Here is a 16,156-nt window from a genome sequence, read left to right as displayed (position 1 = left end):
CTGGATGATATGGCGAACAACCGCAGAACCGATAAAACCGGCACCACCAGTCACAAGGATTTTCATTGAAAGGTTCCTGATTTCAATATAACGAAATGAAAAGGCAAGATTTTTTATTTTACTACCGGGTGTACGAGCGTGACTTCGCTTCATTTTTCACTTTACGTATAAAAAACGCGCAGCCATGGTGACCATTGGTCGTAACATGATGAAGGAATATAAAGCAGGCTAAAGTTTGATTTCTCTTGCTACAAAAGAAATCAATATCGCCCAAACGACATGATTCTCATTGCAAAATGAACTTGTGATAATCGTTAAAAACAAGATTAAGACCGGCAAAAAATTACGCTACCGCCCTTGAGTTACAGCTCCCAATACGCTGCTTTTTAACCTGATTGTGCGCGCTGTTGGTCATCATATCCTCCAGCTTCTTGTTTTACTTGATGTTTGACAATGGCGTCACATCACATTGCTCACCAGGCATTACTGGCGCCTGCATTGCCCACATCTTGGGCAGTTAACCCGATTTTGGGCCAGATTCTATCTCGTTTGACCCGGGGATGAACAGTCAAAACATCACAGGCTAGATGCCCACAACGGACTCATTTATGTCTTTTTAGTTATTGTTAACACTCCACCAAAGAACCCTAAGCCCAACAATGAGAGACATAGCCTTACCTGACCGTTGCTATTATAGAAGAGAAAAATCACTTGTTTTCAAATTCTTACAAACGATCTGAGTGGACGCGACATCAGAGCCAAGATTGTGTTGCCAGGCATGGTCTCCACGCGGTAATCCGCCTAAAGCATGAGGATTTCTCGGTCCCGGCCCGTGCGATAGGAACGGTCGCAACCCCTGATACTGAAGTGCTGGGTGAGCCCCAGGTTGCCGATAGCTTTGGTTGAGGGGTCATGGATCAGCCTGGTCACGGAGTGAGGCGGGGCGATGACAATAAAGGCAGGCACGATTCAGTCCCGATACAGGGGGGTTATGTAGGATCCACGTTGACTCTCCCCCTTAGACACCCTCTAATTGACAGCCTGGACCCTTATCATCATGCATCTTATGAAAATCCTACTGGTCGAAGACGACAAGCTGCTCAATCATCACCTCACCACGCTGTTGACCGAGGCCCAGAATCAAGTCCACAGCACCGACAGTGCCCAGGTGGCACTGCACTATGCGGCCGACTACCCCATCGATGTGGGCATCATCGATCTGGGCCTGCCTGACATGGACGGTCTGCAGCTCATCAGCCGGCTGCGCGAGCAGCAGATCCCCTTCCCCATCATAGTCCTGACGGCCCGGGGCAACTGGCAAGACAAGGTGGAAGGTCTGGAGGCCGGCGCAGACGACTATCTGGTCAAGCCCTTCCAGAAAGACGAGCTGCTCGCCCGCCTCAATGCCCTGGTGCGTCGCAGCGCCGGTTTCATCTCCCCCAGGGTAAAGGCCGGTGACTACGAGCTGGATCTCTCCCGCAAGGAGCTCACAGTCGCCGGCGAAGTCACTGTGCTCACCAGTTTCGAGTATCTGATCCTGGAATACCTGATGCGCAACGCCCGCCAGGTAGTTTCCAAGCAGCAGCTGCTGGATCAGCTCTATGGCGATGGCGAAGGGGATCCGAACACCATAGAGGTGATGGTGAGCCGACTGCGCAAGAAGCTGGATCCGGAAGGGGTCATTGCCCCCATCTCCACCATCCGTCGTCAGGGTTACATCTTCAACCTCTCCTGCAGCTGATGCCCCGTTTCATGCTGCACCCCATGCAACTGATCCGCCGCTCGCTGCACCTCAAGCTGATGCTGAGCGCCATGCTGGTCATCGCGCTCATCATGACCTTCTCCGTCTATATCCTCTATCTTGGCCACGCCGAGGAGCAGGCGCAGAAAGCCAGCATCCGCATGCAGGAGAATCTCTCCAAGCTCTTCTCCTCCAAGCAGCCCGATCCCCATGCCATCACGGATCTCGGCAACATCACCCCGGATGCCATCGACCCCAATCTCGACACCCTGATCTGCCGCTCCGACGGTGAGCTGAGCTGGTCCAGCCTGCACATGCCGGAGGTGATCACCATCAAGGAGACCATCTGTCGGGATCTGATGAAATACCTTGGCGGCCTGGATCAGGACTATTTCTTCAAGCTGCACACCATCAAGAACGGCGAGAGCTACTTCATCTACAGCCTGCGCTTTCTGCGCAACCACGGCGACGGCCCCACCACCTACTACGTGGTCATGGTCGATTCCGCCAAGCGTTACCAGGCCCAGACCAGAGAGTATCTCTACCGCTGCATTCGTCAGGCGCTGCTCTCCTATTGCCTGCTCGGGGCCCTGCTGCTGCTGACCAGCTTCTGGAGTCTCTCCTCCCTGCGCACCATGGCGCGGCAGATTGACGAGATCCGCGCAGGCTCGCGGGAGTCGCTCTCCAACGACTACGAGCGGGAGCTGACACCGCTGACCGAGTCGGTCAACCAGCTGCTGGAAAACGAGCGCCAGCAGACCCAGCGTTACCAGCACGCCCTGAACGATCTGGCCCACAGCCTGAAAACTCGGCTGGCGCTCATCCAGATCACCGCCCAGGAGCTCAAGCTCGGCCACGATATCCATGACAACATCAGTGAGCAGATCACCACCATGGATCAGATCATCCAGTACCAGCTGCGCCGTGCCGTCACCGGGCGAAAACGCCTTGCCAGCAAGGGTACCGAGCCGGTGCCCCTCATCGAGAAGCTACTGGCCAGCCTTACCAAGGTCTACCGCCACAAGAAGCTGCAAACCGGCTTCCAGTTTGATGACGATGTCTTCTTTCACGGTGAACAGGGCGACCTGATGGAGCTGATGGGCAACCTGCTCGACAACGCCTGCAAGTTCGCCATCAGCGAGATCCAGGTAAGGGTCAACCGCCAGGGCAGCGGCCTGCTCATCGTGGTGGAAGACGACGGCCCCGGCATAGACCCCGGCAAGTCGCAGCAGATCTTCCAGCGCGGCGTGCGGGCGGACAGCTCCCCCGGCCAGGGGATAGGGCTAGCGGTGGTGACCGAAATCGTGCACAGCTATGGCGGCAAGATCCGGGTGGACGAGTCACCACTCGGCGGCGCCAGATTCCATATCACCCTCCCCTGATACCGCGATACGGGCCCATGCCATGGGCCTTCCTTCTCCATGCAGACTCTGCCCTGCCTGGATCCAGCAGCTTGCAGATCCTTCCATCATTCTCAGACCACTTTATGAGGGTTCACCGGCTCTGCCACATCCTCCTGGATACGGCGTCGCCTATGGTTCCCTCATAGGGGGGATGCCACGACATCAGGTGGACAGACATAAAAAAACCGGCCGCAAGGGCCGGTGAAACAGTTCAGGCTTGTCAGGTGACAATTCGCACCCAGCGGATGAAGACAGCTTCCAATTCCCTATGAAACCCTGTCCTCTTGAGTACGTGATGTCACTCTACGCCAGGGTCACTGAATCGGGACTGAACCATTTGCGCATTCTTTATCCGCCTCAGAGGCGGATCCCGAGGGACTGGCGCAGATAGGCCCCCGCCCCCAGCAGGCCGGGTCCCTCATGGGTGATGAGGAACACCGGAATCTCTTTGAGATAAGGCTTGAAGCGCCCCTTGTCCTCGAAGGCGACCCGAAAACCTGAGCCGATGAAGAACTCCTGGAAGCGGGGCACTATGCCGCCTGCGATGTAGACGCCGCCGAAGGTGCCCATGTTGAGGGCCAGGTTGCCGGCAAAGCGGCCCATCAGCACGCAGAACAGGCTCAGGGTGCGGCGGCAATCGAGGCAATCCCCCGCCAGCGCCCGCTCTGTGATGTCCTTGGGGGCAAAGGGCTCGGGTTCACGGCCATCGGATTTGACCAGGCCGCGATAGAGATTGACCAGTCCAGGGCCCGAGAGGAAACGTTCCGCCGACACATGGCCCAGTTCGCCACGCATCACCTGCAGCACCGCATCTTCCTCTTCCGTGTTGGCGGCGAAGTCCACGTGGCCGCCCTCCCCCGGCAGACTGAGCCACTGCTCGCCGGCCTGCACCAGGTGCGCCACCCCAAGGCCGGTGCCTGCGCCATAGATGGCGATGGGCTTGCCGGCCACAGGCGCCGCGCCCCCCAGCTGGATGCGGTCACTCTCACCGAGCACGGGCACCGCCATGGAGACGGCGGTGAAATCGTTGATCACCTGCAGGCGATCCAGGCCGAGGTTGGTCTGCATCTCGCGGATGGAGAACTCCCAGCTGTGGTTGGTCATGGCGACCCAGTCACCGTTGATGGGACAGGCGATGGCGATGCAGGCCTCGCCCACCTTGACGCCATGCTCCTCCAGATAGAGGCGCACCACGGCCTCGAGGCTCGAGTGGGCCAGCCCGGAATAGGTCTTTGCCTGGGAAATGGCGCCGGTCGCCAGCTCGCAGAGGGCCAGCCGGGCATTGGTACCGCCTACGTCGCCCACCAGCGCATGGGTATGCTGCATAACAAACTCCTTCGTTACCGACTCGGGGCGGCCCTTACCGTCCCGACATAATTATTTGGTTGCAATACTACCCGAGCCCCTTCCCTTGCGGCGCGTCGGATGAATGCAACTGTGCGCCCGCTCACAGTGTTGTTGCTTTGCAACATTTGTAAGCGTTTTCAAGGGACAGATGGAAGTTTGTAACCAAAAGCACGAAATAATTAGACATGAGTCATACTTTGTAGGGACGAGATTAGTTCCGATAAGCGCTTGTCTTGTATAGTCATCAAGTAGATTGGAAACCTGCTTGAGCTGTGAATTTAGTGCACAGACACTGAAGTTAAATTACAAAAATGCCTGGTGGTAATGATGAATACCCTCGATAAAATTACGAACAATTTGGAAAGTTTCAGTAAATCAGAGCGTAAGGTGGCTGAAGTGATCCTGGCGTCGCCCCAGACCGCCATTCACTCCAGCATTGCCACCCTCGCCAAGCTGGCCGATGTCAGCGAACCGACCGTCAATCGCTTCTGCCGTCGTCTCGATACCAAGGGCTTCCCCGACTTCAAGTTGCACCTGGCCCAGAGCCTGGCCAACGGCACCCCCTATGTGAACCGCCACGTGGAAGCGGAAGACGGGCCCGACACCTATACCGCCAAGATCTTCGAATCCACCATGGCCTGCCTCGATGCCGCCAAGAACAGCCTGGACATCTCCGCCATCAACCGCTGCGTCGACATCCTGACCCAGTCCAAGAAGATCAGCTTCTTCGGCCTCGGCGCCTCTTCCGCCGTGGCCCGGGATGCCCAGAACAAGTTCTTCCGCTTCAACATCCCCGTGGTGAGTTTCGACGACATCGTCATGATGCGCATGAGCTGCATCAACAGCAGCGAAGGGGATGTGGTGGTGCTGATCTCCCACACCGGCCGCACCAAGGCGCTGGTGGAAATCGCGGCCCTGGCCCGTGAAAACGATGCCACCGTCATCGGCATGACCGCCAAGGATTCCCCCCTGGCCCGCGAGTGCAACCTGGTGCTCTCCATGGACGTGCCGGAAGACACCGACGTCTACATGCCCATGGCGTCGCGCATCGCCCAGCTCGCCCTGGTGGACGTGCTGGCAACCGGCTTCACCCTGCGCCGTGGCATGAAATTTCGCGAAAACCTGAAGAAAGTCAAAGAAGGTTTGCGCGAATCCCGCTTTGATACCCCGCATAATTCCTGAATCATTCGGGGGTCCGCCCCCGACTGTCTATGCCACCGGGCTTGGTGTAGTATCGTAATTTAATAACACAAGGCCACTCAGATGGCCTGCAAGCAGGCGCCATGCCACATGCTTGACGGGGCAGTATTTCAAGTCATATCAACTTCACATCGGAGTCTTTCATGCCAAGACGTACAAAGATTGTAACCACACTCGGTCCGGCGACCGATCGCGACGGCATCCTCGAGGGGATCATTCGCGCCGGGGCCGACATGGTGCGGATGAACTTCTCTCACGGCACTCCTGAAGATCATATCCTGCGCGCCAACCAGGTGCGTGAAATCGCCGCCAAGCTGGGCCGTCATGTGGCCATCATGGGGGACCTGCAAGGCCCCAAGATCCGCGTTTCCACCTTCAAGGATGGCAAGGTCTATCTCGCCATCGGTGACAAGTTCATCCTCGATGCCGACCTCGGCAAGGGCGAAGGCTGCCAGGAGCAGGTCGGCATCGACTACAAGAGCCTGCCAAACGACGTGGTGGCCGGCGACATCCTGTTGCTGGACGATGGTCGCGTGCAACTGAAAGTCGAACAGGTCGAAGGCACCCGCATCCACACCACAGTGACGGTGGCGGGCCCCCTCTCCAACAACAAGGGCATCAACAAGAAAGGGGGCGGCCTCTCCGCACCGGCCCTGACCGAGAAGGACAAGGAAGACATCAAGACCGCCGCCCGCATGAACGTGGACTACCTGGCGGTCTCCTTCCCCCGCAGCGGCGATGATCTGCGCTACGCCCGCGAGCTGGCCCGCGAAGCCGGCTCCAACGCCAAGATAGTGGCCAAGGTCGAGCGCGCCGAGACCGTTGCCAGCGACGAGGCGATGGAAGACATCATCCTCGGCTCCGACGCCGTCATGGTGGCCCGGGGGGATCTCGGCGTCGAGATAGGCGACCCCGAGCTGGTGGGCGTGCAGAAGAAGCTGATTCGCCACTCCCGCCGCCTGAACCGCGTGGTCATCACCGCGACCCAGATGATGGAGTCCATGATCAACGCGCCGCTGCCGACCCGTGCCGAAGTCATGGACGTGGCCAACGCCGTGCTGGACGGTACAGATGCTGTGATGCTCTCCGCCGAGACCGCCGCCGGCCAGTTCCCCATCGAGACGGTCACCTCCATGGCCAGCGTCTGCGTGGGCGCCGAGAAACACCCTAGCCTGAACGTCTCCAACCACCGCATGAGCTACACCTTCACCTCGGTGGAAGAGGCCGTGGCCATGTCCACCATGTATGCCGCCAACCACCTGGAAGGGGTCAAGGCGATAGTGGCACTGACCGAGTCCGGCACCACACCGCTGCTGATGTCCCGCATCAGCTCCGGCCTGCCGATCTTCGCCATGTCCCCCCACAACAAGACGCTGGCCTGGACCAACCTCTATCGCGGCGTCACCCCTGTGCTGTTCGACGGGGACGAGAGCAAACCTGTCTACGAGGTGTGCCGCGAGGCACTGGACGTGCTCAAGGCCAAGGGCCTGGTCCAGAGCGGCGACATGGTGCTGCTGACCCACGGCGACAAGATGGAAACCGTGGGCAGTACCAACACCTGCAAGGTGATGATGGTCGAGTAATTTCCCTTCACTGGCACCAAAAACGGCTCCCGCGGGAGCCGTTTTTTTTATGGCGAAACTGCCGCCTCAGCCGCGAAACAGCGCCACCTTGTCGCCATCCTGCAGGCTGCCGGCGCCGCGCACCACCACCCTGTCCCCCTGCTTGAGGGCGCCGCTCACCGCCACCTGCCGGCTGTCGCCGAACAGCACTGTGACCGGCACCCGGTTCACGGTCAGCGCCTCGCCGTGCTGCTCCACCTGATAGACCACGCTCCCCTCGGTGCCGAGCACCAGGGCATCCCGTGGCAGCAGCATGGTCTGCTGCTCTCCCAGGGGCAACGCCACCCGCACCGGCGAGCCTATGATGAAGCGGCCCGGCTCTGGCCTGAGGCGCAGCTCGATAAGGCGCGACTTGGGATCGGCGCTCGCCGCCCGCTGGTAATAGACGGCGTGGCCGCTGAGCTGCTCCCCTTCCACCCGCAACCTGGCCTTTGCTTCCAGCTGGCTGGCCCAGACGATGGGTGCCCGCAGCCGGATGTCAGGCTGCGCCGGGTTGACCAGCTCCAGCGCCCGCTCGCCCGCGTCCACGTGCTCCCCCGGCTGGATGAAGTGCTCGTTCACCACACCGTCGAAGGGGGCGAAGATGTGGGTCCTTTGCAACTGCGCCTCGATCTGGCGCACCTGTACCCGGGCCAGCTGCTCGGCCAGCTCCGCCTGCTCCACGTCATAGCGCGCCTTGTCGTACTGGCTCTGGGAGGCACTCTTCTGCTGGTGCAACCGATCCAGGCGCTGGAACTCGGCGCGGGCGTAGCGCAGGTTGCTCGCCTCTCTCGCCTGCTCGGCCCGGGACTGCTCCAGGGAGAGGCGCAGGGTCGCGCTGTCCAGGCGCAGCAGCTCGTCCCCCGCCTTCACCCGGCTGCCGAACTCGGCAATCCACTCCACCCGGCCACTCACCTCGGCGCTGAGCGCCGCCTGCTGGCGGCTCGCCACAGTGCCGCTGACCCAGATGCTGGCCCCCGCCTCCCCCTGGGTTACATCCGCCAGGGTCACCATCTTGTCTTGTGCCAGCGCGGGCAGCCCCCCTGCCAGCAGCAGGGCCCCCACCATCATCCTTGTGAATATATGCGTCATCGATAAGCTCCTAGCTCAGGCCCGCTGGCGCAGGGGTTGTGGGATCTCCGCCTGCTCCCCGAGACGGAGGAAGGCGGGTAACAGGATCAGGGTGAACAGGGTGCTACAACTCATGCCGCCGACGATGACGGTGGCGAGCCCCCGGTAGATTTCGCTCCCCTCGCTCGGGCTCAGCATCAGGGGCAGCATGCCGAAGATGCTGGTGAGGCTGGTCATGGCGATGGGCCTCATCCGGCTTTGCAGGGCATCGGCCACCGCCGACTGGCGGCTCAGGCCGTCCCGCTCGGCCATGCGGGTCTGGTGCACCAGCAGGATGGCGTTGTTGACCACCAGCCCCAGCAGGATGACGAAGCCGATGATGGTCAAGAGATCCATCGGCAGCGGCACCAGGAGGCCGCTCAGGTGCAATGCCAGCACGCCGCCCACCGAGGCGAGCGGCAGGGTGAGCAGTACCAGCACGGCATCCTTGAGGGAGGCGAAGACCCCCCACAGCAAGATGAGCAGTATCATCACCGCAAACAGGAAGATGCTCCCCAGGTTGTCCAGCGCCTGCTGCAGGCTGTCGGCATTGCCGGCGACCCTCAGCTCGCCACCGGCGGGCAGCAGCGGCCGGATGGCGGCAAAGCTCTTGGTCTGCAGGGTCTCCAGCACCTGCTCCATGCTCATCCCCTCAGGCGGGGTGATCTGCAGGCTGATGCTGCGCCGCCCGTCGGCCCGGAAGATGCTTTCAGGCCCGAGGCCGGGCTCCACCCGCAGCAGCTCGCCGAGGGGGACGATGCGCCCGGACGGCGTCGCGAGCGGCACCGCCTTCAGCTCGTCCGGGTTGGCGGAGGCCTGACCCATCAGCAGGATGTCGAGCCGCTCCTCCCCGTCGAAATATTCGCCGACCCGCAGGCCGTCGCCGAAGGTCTGGATGATGGCGGGCATGGGGCTGCGATCCCAGCCCACCTCGGCCAGACGCCTGTCCTGGGGCACCAGCCGCAATTCGGGGGCGGTGAAATCGAGCCCGGGCTCAGGCCTTATCTGGGCCCCCGGCAAGTCCCGCTGCACTATGGCCATGCTCTCCCGCGCCGCCTGATAGAGCGCCGGCAGCTCGCCCCCCTGGATCAGCAGTGAGATGCCGTTCTCGCTGTCGAAGCCGCCAAACAGGGAGCCCTGACCGCCGAAGGCCCGGGTATCGGGGATCCCCACCAGCAGCTGTTTCATCAGGAGCTGTTCCAGCGCCTTGATCCGACTCTCCTCTTTTGGCCGCACCCCGATCTGGGCGCCGCCCGGGTAGCGCAATATGTAGTAGTTCTTGAGGGCCGGCTCCTTCTCCCCTTTCATGTAGGGATCGAGGCGGGCGATCAGGGTGTCTATCACCTCTTCGCGCTGGGCCTTGAGGTTGACCCCGGGGGTGAAGCTCATCCACACATCGATGGCGTCACGCTTCACGTCCGGCAGGTAGTTCATCTTGGGCAGCAGCAGCCAGCTGGCCAGCACTGGCCCCGTCATCATCAGGGCGATGATGGCCCAGCGCCGGGGAGCCGTGCCGGTCCAGCGGATCAGGTGGCGGGTGATGCGCTGCCACTGGCTGTCATAGGGATCCAGCAGCCGCTCAGACCCCATCCAGCGCGCCGCCACCGCCGGCAGCACTGTCACCGCCACCACCATGGAGACGGTGACGGCGCAGGCGATGGTGAGCGCCAGGTCTGCGAACAGCTGCCCCTCCACGTCGTTGAGCAAGAGTACCGGCAGGAAGATGGCGACCGTGGTCAGGGTGGAGGCCACCAGGGCGGTCCACACCTGCCGGGTGCCCGCCAGCGCCGCCTCGGCCTTGTTCAAATCCCCCCGCTCGTGGCGCCGATAGATGCTCTCCAGCACCACGATGGCCGCGTCGAGCACCATGCCGACGGCGAAGGCGATCCCCGCCAGGGAGATGATGTTGAGGGTGCGGCCCATCACCTTGAGCAGGCAGAAGGTGAGCATGATGCTGATGGGGATGGCGATCGCTATCATCAGGGTCGCCTTGAGCTGGCGCAGGAAGACCCAGAGGATGGCGCAGGAGAGCAGCACGCCGAGCCCCAGGTTCGCGGTCACCATGCCCACCGCCCGGTTGATGTAGAGGGAGGCATCGAACGACTGCTCCATGTGCAGCCCGACCGGCTCCAGCACCTCCCGGTTGAGCTCATCCACCTTGGCCTTGATCCCCTCCAGCGCCGCCAGGGCATTGGCCCCGCTCTCCTTGAAGATCTGCGCCGCGATGGCGGTGTTGCCGTTCTGGATGCGCAGCACAGGGTTCTCCTCCCGGGCCAGCCTCACCTCGGCCACATCCCGCAGATAGATGGGCAGGCCGTCCCGCCAGTCCACCACCTTGTCCCCCAGGGTTGTCACATCGTAGCGACCGGCGAAGCGCAGCTTGTACTCCCAGCGGCCGATGTCGAGGGTACCGGCAGAAACATCCCAGTCGGTGGTTGCCCGGCTGGCGAGCACGGGTATCTCCACCCCCAGCTCGGCGGCGCGATAGGGGTCGAAGCGGATCTGGATCTGGCGCTCGTTGATCCCCTCCACCTCCACGGTCGATACCCCTGGGATGCGCTCAAGCTCCGGCTTGACCCTCGCCTCGATCAGCGCCTGGTGATCGTCTATCTCCCCCTTGGCGCCGGGCAACTGCTGGATGAAGAAGAAGGTCAGGGTGTCGTTGCTGCTGTAGTTGTTGACGTAGGGACCGCCGATGTTGTCCGGCAGGCCGGAGACCCGGTTCAGGCGCGAGATGACGTCGAGCTGGGCCCGCTGCATGTCGGTGCCGAGGGCAAACTCCATGTCGATCTCGGTGAAGCCGGGGTAGCTGTTGCTGGTGAGGCTCTTGAGCCCCTGTACCCCCTGCATCTCCTGCTCGATGGGGTCGGTTATCTCCGACTCCATCTCCTGGGGCGAGGCCGAGCGCCAGTCCACCGAGATGTTGAGGTGAGGACGGTCAATGTCGGGAAACAGCTGGACTGGCAGTCCCCGGATGCTGAGCAGGCCCAGCAAAAAAATCAGCACGACCGAGACCACCGCCCAGATGGGGCGTTCGATCGCCGTTTTGGCGAGGTTCATTCACTCTTCCTGAGTTTGTTGTTGTTGGCCATTCCGCTGGCCTTGCTTCCTGCCCCAAGGGTGGGGGCCATTGCATTTAACTGGAATTAATCGAGGTTGTAAATGCCTGGTTAACAAACAAAAAACCGGCCACATGGGCCGGTTGTCGGTTCACTCTCGGGGTCAGGCGGCGTGCACGACCGGGTTCGCTTGAGACAACCCTTCCAGCTCGCCCGGGGCGAAGTTGTCTACCTGGATCGCCTCGTAGCGCAGGGCATCGGCGGCCAGCAGCTTGTCGGCCTCCTCCTTGCCGAGGATGGACTGGGACAGGGCCGCGGCCACCAGCTCCGGCAGGGCCATCTTGCGGGGTAGCTTGCCCTCTTTCTGGGCCTGCACCAGCTTCTTCTCGATGGGCTGCACCGCCACCATGGCCTGGAAGGCGCGCTCCATCAGACCGACAGGATCAGCGTCGTCCTTGCCCACGTAGCAGAGCGCGGTCAGGCGGTCGCGGAACTCCCCCGGCGTCATCATGGCCAGACAGATGGCGTGGCAACGCTCGTCTGCCGGCATCTTGTAGCCCACGCCGAACGGGAACACCACCCGTTTGAGCACGGCGCCCACCACCTTGTTCGGGAAGTTCTGGAAGAAGCCCTCGAACGCCTTGCCAATCAGGTAGAGGTTGCGCTCAACCGCGTACTGCACGAACGGCAGATCCGAGACCATGCGGCCCTGATCCTCGTAGTGCTTGAGGGTGGCGGAGGCCAGATAGAGGTGGCTCAGCACGTCACCCAGACGGGCGGAGATCATCTCCTTGCGCTTGAGATCGCCACCCAGCATCAGCATGGAGACATCGGCGCACAGGGCCAGCCCCTTGCTCATGCGAGAGAGCTGCTTGTAGTAGCGGGCGGTTTCCCCTCCCACGGGGGCATTGTTGAACTGCCCCAGGGTCAGCCCCTGGAACAGGGCGCCGAAGAAGTTGCCGGTGCCGAACGCGATGTGCTTCATCAGCAGGGCATCAAACTTCTCGAGACCGCGCTCCACGTCGGTGTCGGCGGCCGCTTCCAGCTCGGCAAACACGTAGGGATGGCAGCGGGTGGCACCCTGCCCGAAGATCATCAAGTTGCGGGTCAGGATGTTGGCCCCTTCCACCGTGATGGCGACCGGAATGCCCATGTAGGCGTAGCCGGTGTAGTTTTTCGGGCCCAGCTGGATGGCGCGACCGGCGTGGATGTCCATGGAGTCATCCATGATCTGGCGCGCCATTTCGGTCATGTGGTACTTGGAAATCGCGGTGACGATGGCGGGCGCCTGACCGAGATCCAGGGAACCTGCCGTCATGCGACGTGCCCCTTCCAGCTGGTAGGTGAGACCGCCGATGCGGGCCAGCGCTTCCTGTACCCCTTCAAACTTGCCGATGGACATGCCGAACTGCTTGCGCACATAGGAGTAGGCGCCCACGGTGCGGCTCGCCATGTGGCCGCAGGCGGTGCCCAGGGCAGGCAGCGAGATGCCGCGACCGGCGGAGAGGCACTCCACCAGCATGCGCCAGCCGCGGCCGGCGTATTCAGGGCCGCCGATGATCCAGTCGAGCGGAATGAACACATCCTTGCCGAAGGTCGGACCGTTCAGGAACGCCAGCCCCATGGGGTAGTGGCGATCGCCGACCCGCACACCCGGGTGGTTGGTGGGGATCAGGGCACAGGTGATGCCGATCTCTTCCTTGTCACCCAGCAACTTGTCCGGATCGTACATCTTGAACGCCAGACCCAGCACGGTGGCACGGGGCGCCAGGGTGATGTAGCGCTTGTTCCAGTTCAGGCGAAGCCCGAGGACCTCCTCCCCCTTGTACATGCCCTTGCAGACGATCCCCTTGTCCGGGATGGCGCCGGCGTCCGAGCCCGCTTCCGGACCGGTCAGGGCGAAGCAGGGTACTTCCTTGCCGTTGGCCAGCCCCGGCAACCAGAAGTCCTTCTGGGCCTGGGTGCCGTAGTGCATCAGCAGTTCACCCGGGCCCAGGGAATTGGGCACCATGACGGTGACCGCCACGCTCAGGCTCTTGGTGGCAATGCGAGTGACTATGGTGGAGTTGGCAATGGCCGAGAATTCGCGGCCGCCATAGGATTTCGGGATGATCAGGGCGAAGAAGCCTTCCTTCTTCAGGTAGTCCCAGACCGGCTCGGGCAGGTCCTTGGTCTCGTTGACGATCTTGAAGTCGTCCACCATGGCGAGCAGGGTCTCCACCTGATTGTCGATGAAGGCCTGCTCCTCGGCGCTCAGGGTCGCCTTGCCGTAACCATGCAGTTTCTTCCAGTCCGGGTTGCCGCGAAACAGCTCGCCATCCCACCAGACGGAGCCGGCTTCCATGGCCTCCCGCTCGGTGGCCGACAAGGGCGGCAGTATCTTCTTGAAGATGCCGAACACGGGACGGGTTACCACCTTTTTACGGATGGCGGGCACGCCGAGCACCACGGCTATCGCCAGCACCAGCAGGACAAGCAATGTGATCATACCGAAGTTCCTTCTATTTCACTGTTTCCGTTGATTATTGTTAGGTGTTACACGGCCAGGGAGAGCCTGGTCGACTCCACGGGCGCCCCGACACCGGACGCCAGATAAGGAATAACGTTGCGCACCAGCCCTTCCACATCGAGCTGCTGGCCAAAATCGGCCTGGGCGATGTCACGCAGGGCATCGGCGGAAGCCATGGTGAACACGACTGTGCCCAGGGTGAAGTGCAGGCGCCAGAACAGATCCGCCGGCGACAGGGCCGGGTTGGCCTTGGAAATCGCCTGGGTGATCCCGTGCAGGGTCGCCCCGTAGTGGGTGGTGATGAAACGGCGCAGGTGGCCCTGACTGTCGATGTAACCGCGCCCCAGCAACTGCATGAAGAGCGCCGGGCCGTTGGCCCGCACCGCCACCAGCTTCATCAGGGGATCGACGAAGCTCTCGAACACCTGCAGCAGGGTCAGCTGCTCCTGCACCATCAGGGTCTGCAACCGCGCATCCAGCGCCGGCATGAAGATACTCAGGTAGCGATCGAGCACCGCCTGGATCAGCTCCTTTTTGGAGCCGAAGTGGTAGTTGACCGAGGCCAGGTTCACATCGGCCTCGCTGGTGATCAGACGCAACGAGGTATCGGCGAATCCCCGCTCGGCAAACAGCACCTCGGCGGCATCGAGAATACGGTTTTTGGTATCGATTTTACTCACTGGACACCTCACTTAAACGAATGTTTAAAAAGTACGTTTCACGCCCAGCCATGTCAAGAGAATGTGAACAGGTGTTGGCGAAATGTTTTCAACCAAAAAAGCGGGAACAAGATGGGAACTTAGCGGCCAGGCCGGACTCTATATCTATGCCACTGCAATTAAACATTAAGTCTCGCCCAACTTGCGCCATGCTAGTTGGGCATTTTTTTATCCGGATGGCGGCGAAGATTGCGGGCGAAAAAAAACCGTCGCAGGGGCGACGGTGGGGAAAAGTGAGTCGAATCATCCAGTTTCGACTCATCGATGAGAGTTCAGGCTTGCATCGATGGGGCTATGCTCGCAGACAAAAGTGGTCAGACTTTGTCAGTCCTGGCGTAATTTGTGACAAAGTATGGCAGGCCGCCACATGGCCCGAGTCCGCCAATTTTGCTATGCTGGCGCCTCATGCCAGAGGGGAGAGAAGATGAAGTATACGGTCGATACCCACACGCACACCGTCGCCAGCACCCATGCCTACAGCACCATTCACGATTACCTGCCCATTGCCAGGGCCAAGGGGATCAAGCTGTTCGCCACCACGGATCACGGCCCCGACATGGCCGATGCCCCTCACTTCTGGCACTTCGTCAATCTGCACGTGCTGCCGCGGGTGGTGGACGGGGTCGGCATACTGCGCGGCATCGAGGCCAACATCAAGAACATAGACGGCGAAATCGACTTCCCCGAACGCTACGAGTCGCGCCTCGACATGATCATGGCTGGCTTCCATGAACCCGTGTTTCCCCCCTGCGATCAGGCAACCCATACCCAGGCCATGATCAACGCCATCAAGAGCGGCCGGGTCGACATGATAAGCCACCCGGGCAACCCCGCGTTTCCCATCGACATCCAGGCCGTGGTCAGGGCCGCCGCCGAATACCGGGTGGCGCTGGAGATCAACAACTCCTCCTTCAGTCACTCCCGTCCTGGCAGTGAAGGCAACTGCCGCGCCATCGTCGAGGCAGCGCGCGACCTCGGTGCCTATCTCACCTTCGGCTCAGACTCCCACGTGGCCTTCAGCCTCGGGGATTTCGACCACTGCCACCGGCTGGTGACCGAGGCTGGCTTCCCCGAGGAGCGGATCCTGGCACGCTCCCCCCGCGCCCTGCTCGCGTTTCTAGAGAGCCGTGGCCGCGCCCACATTCCGGAATTCGTCGATCTCTGACATGTGCCCGTAACTCCATGAGCAGGCTCATAAATACAGTCAGGGCTCATTGACTTGCCTGCACATTTTCGGGAATCTAGGGACAAGCCGGTGTAGCTCAGTTGGTAGAGCAGCGCATTCGTAATGCGAAGGTCGCAGGTTCGACTCCTGTTTCCGGCACCAGATAGATGAGAAGGCTCGCAGCGATGCGGGCCTTTTTCTATCTCGGTCTGGGCAAGCCTGGCGTTCGCGAACCGGGCCTGCGCTCGGCAGCGAAGTGTCCAGAAGAGGCGGCCATTTACACATAAAAACGGGGCGAACCC

11 protein-coding genes and 1 tRNA gene are annotated in these 16,156 nt (G+C 61.3%); 6 read left to right on the top strand and 6 right to left on the bottom strand.

The features are described from left to right. Positions 1 to 66, bottom strand: a 66-nt coding sequence (locus ACWPWQ_RS15575) for an NAD-dependent epimerase/dehydratase family protein (RefSeq protein WP_139614919.1), incomplete at its 3' end; no start/stop codon positions are given. Between the two features lie 1,000 nt (positions 67 to 1,066). Between ACWPWQ_RS15575 and ACWPWQ_RS15570 the strand changes: the two genes are divergently transcribed. Further along, positions 1,067 to 1,741, top strand: a complete 675-nt coding sequence (locus ACWPWQ_RS15570) for a response regulator (RefSeq protein ID WP_025327574.1) — start codon at positions 1,067 to 1,069, stop codon at positions 1,739 to 1,741. Between the two features lie 23 nt (positions 1,742 to 1,764). After that, on the top strand, positions 1,765 to 3,123 hold the full coding sequence (locus ACWPWQ_RS15565) for an ATP-binding protein (RefSeq protein WP_139434905.1): 1,359 nt from the start codon (positions 1,765 to 1,767) through the stop codon (positions 3,121 to 3,123). Positions 3,124 to 3,501: 378 nt separating this feature from the next. Here the strand turns inward: ACWPWQ_RS15565 and glk are convergent, their stop codons facing one another. Further along, a complete protein-coding gene (gene glk, locus ACWPWQ_RS15560; protein ID WP_454010206.1) occupies positions 3,502 to 4,470 on the bottom strand; it encodes a glucokinase in 969 nt (322 codons plus the stop codon). A gap of 348 nt (positions 4,471 to 4,818) precedes the next feature. On the opposite strand from glk, the gene ACWPWQ_RS15555 reads away from it, so the two are divergent. Together ACWPWQ_RS15555 and pyk are read left to right on the top strand one after the other, a co-directional pair. Further along, entirely contained in the window at positions 4,819 to 5,673 is an 855-nt protein-coding gene (locus ACWPWQ_RS15555; protein ID WP_167402227.1) for a MurR/RpiR family transcriptional regulator, read from the top strand. 161 nt (positions 5,674 to 5,834) lie between these two features. Further along, positions 5,835 to 7,274 carry a pyruvate kinase gene (gene pyk / locus ACWPWQ_RS15550; RefSeq protein WP_454010205.1) on the top strand — a complete coding sequence of 480 codons (1,440 nt, stop codon included), beginning with the start codon at positions 5,835 to 5,837 and terminating at the stop codon, positions 7,272 to 7,274. A gap of 66 nt (positions 7,275 to 7,340) precedes the next feature. Here the strand turns inward: pyk and ACWPWQ_RS15545 are convergent, their stop codons facing one another. The 4 genes from ACWPWQ_RS15545 to ACWPWQ_RS15530 form a co-directional block, all read right to left on the bottom strand. Then, positions 7,341 to 8,384, bottom strand: a complete 1,044-nt coding sequence (locus tag ACWPWQ_RS15545; protein WP_454010204.1) for an efflux RND transporter periplasmic adaptor subunit — start codon at positions 8,382 to 8,384, stop codon at positions 7,341 to 7,343. A 15-nt stretch (positions 8,385 to 8,399) separates the two neighbouring features. Continuing rightward, complete coding sequence (locus ACWPWQ_RS15540; protein ID WP_454010203.1) at positions 8,400 to 11,462, bottom strand: efflux RND transporter permease subunit; 3,063 nt, start codon at positions 11,460 to 11,462, stop codon at positions 8,400 to 8,402. 162 nt (positions 11,463 to 11,624) lie between these two features. Continuing rightward, entirely contained in the window at positions 11,625 to 13,949 is a 2,325-nt protein-coding gene (locus tag ACWPWQ_RS15535; RefSeq protein ID WP_454010202.1) for an acyl-CoA dehydrogenase, read from the bottom strand. Positions 13,950 to 13,996: 47 nt separating this feature from the next. Continuing rightward, complete coding sequence (locus ACWPWQ_RS15530; protein WP_025327582.1) at positions 13,997 to 14,650, bottom strand: TetR/AcrR family transcriptional regulator; 654 nt, start codon at positions 14,648 to 14,650, stop codon at positions 13,997 to 13,999. Between the two features lie 463 nt (positions 14,651 to 15,113). Between ACWPWQ_RS15530 and ACWPWQ_RS15525 the strand changes: the two genes are divergently transcribed. After that, complete coding sequence (locus ACWPWQ_RS15525; protein ID WP_139434773.1) at positions 15,114 to 15,854, top strand: phosphatase; 741 nt, start codon at positions 15,114 to 15,116, stop codon at positions 15,852 to 15,854. 86 nt (positions 15,855 to 15,940) lie between these two features. Next, positions 15,941 to 16,016 (top strand) — tRNA-Thr (locus ACWPWQ_RS15520). Positions 16,017 to 16,156: the final 140 nt, after the last annotated feature.

The sequence above is a fragment of the Aeromonas sp. Marseille-Q7275 genome, assembly GCF_965119515.1.
Note: the sequence above shows the minus strand (reverse complement) of the source record. Positions and strands in the feature narration are given on the sequence as shown.

Coding starts and splice junctions, on each gene's coding strand:
- ACWPWQ_RS15540 (WP_454010203.1), bottom strand. CDS start 11,462: ATGAACCTCGCCAAAACGGCGATCGAACGCCCCATCTGGGCGGTGGTC.
- ACWPWQ_RS15525 (WP_139434773.1), top strand. CDS start 15,114: ATGAAGTATACGGTCGATACCCACACGCACACCGTCGCCAGCACCCAT.
- ACWPWQ_RS15555 (WP_167402227.1), top strand. CDS start 4,819: ATGAATACCCTCGATAAAATTACGAACAATTTGGAAAGTTTCAGTAAA.
- ACWPWQ_RS15565 (WP_139434905.1), top strand. CDS start 1,765: ATGCAACTGATCCGCCGCTCGCTGCACCTCAAGCTGATGCTGAGCGCC.
- glk (WP_454010206.1), bottom strand. CDS start 4,470: ATGCAGCATACCCATGCGCTGGTGGGCGACGTAGGCGGTACCAATGCC.
- ACWPWQ_RS15535 (WP_454010202.1), bottom strand. CDS start 13,949: ATGATCACATTGCTTGTCCTGCTGGTGCTGGCGATAGCCGTGGTGCTC.
- ACWPWQ_RS15570 (WP_025327574.1), top strand. CDS start 1,067: ATGAAAATCCTACTGGTCGAAGACGACAAGCTGCTCAATCATCACCTC.
- pyk (WP_454010205.1), top strand. CDS start 5,835: ATGCCAAGACGTACAAAGATTGTAACCACACTCGGTCCGGCGACCGAT.
- ACWPWQ_RS15545 (WP_454010204.1), bottom strand. CDS start 8,384: ATGACGCATATATTCACAAGGATGATGGTGGGGGCCCTGCTGCTGGCA.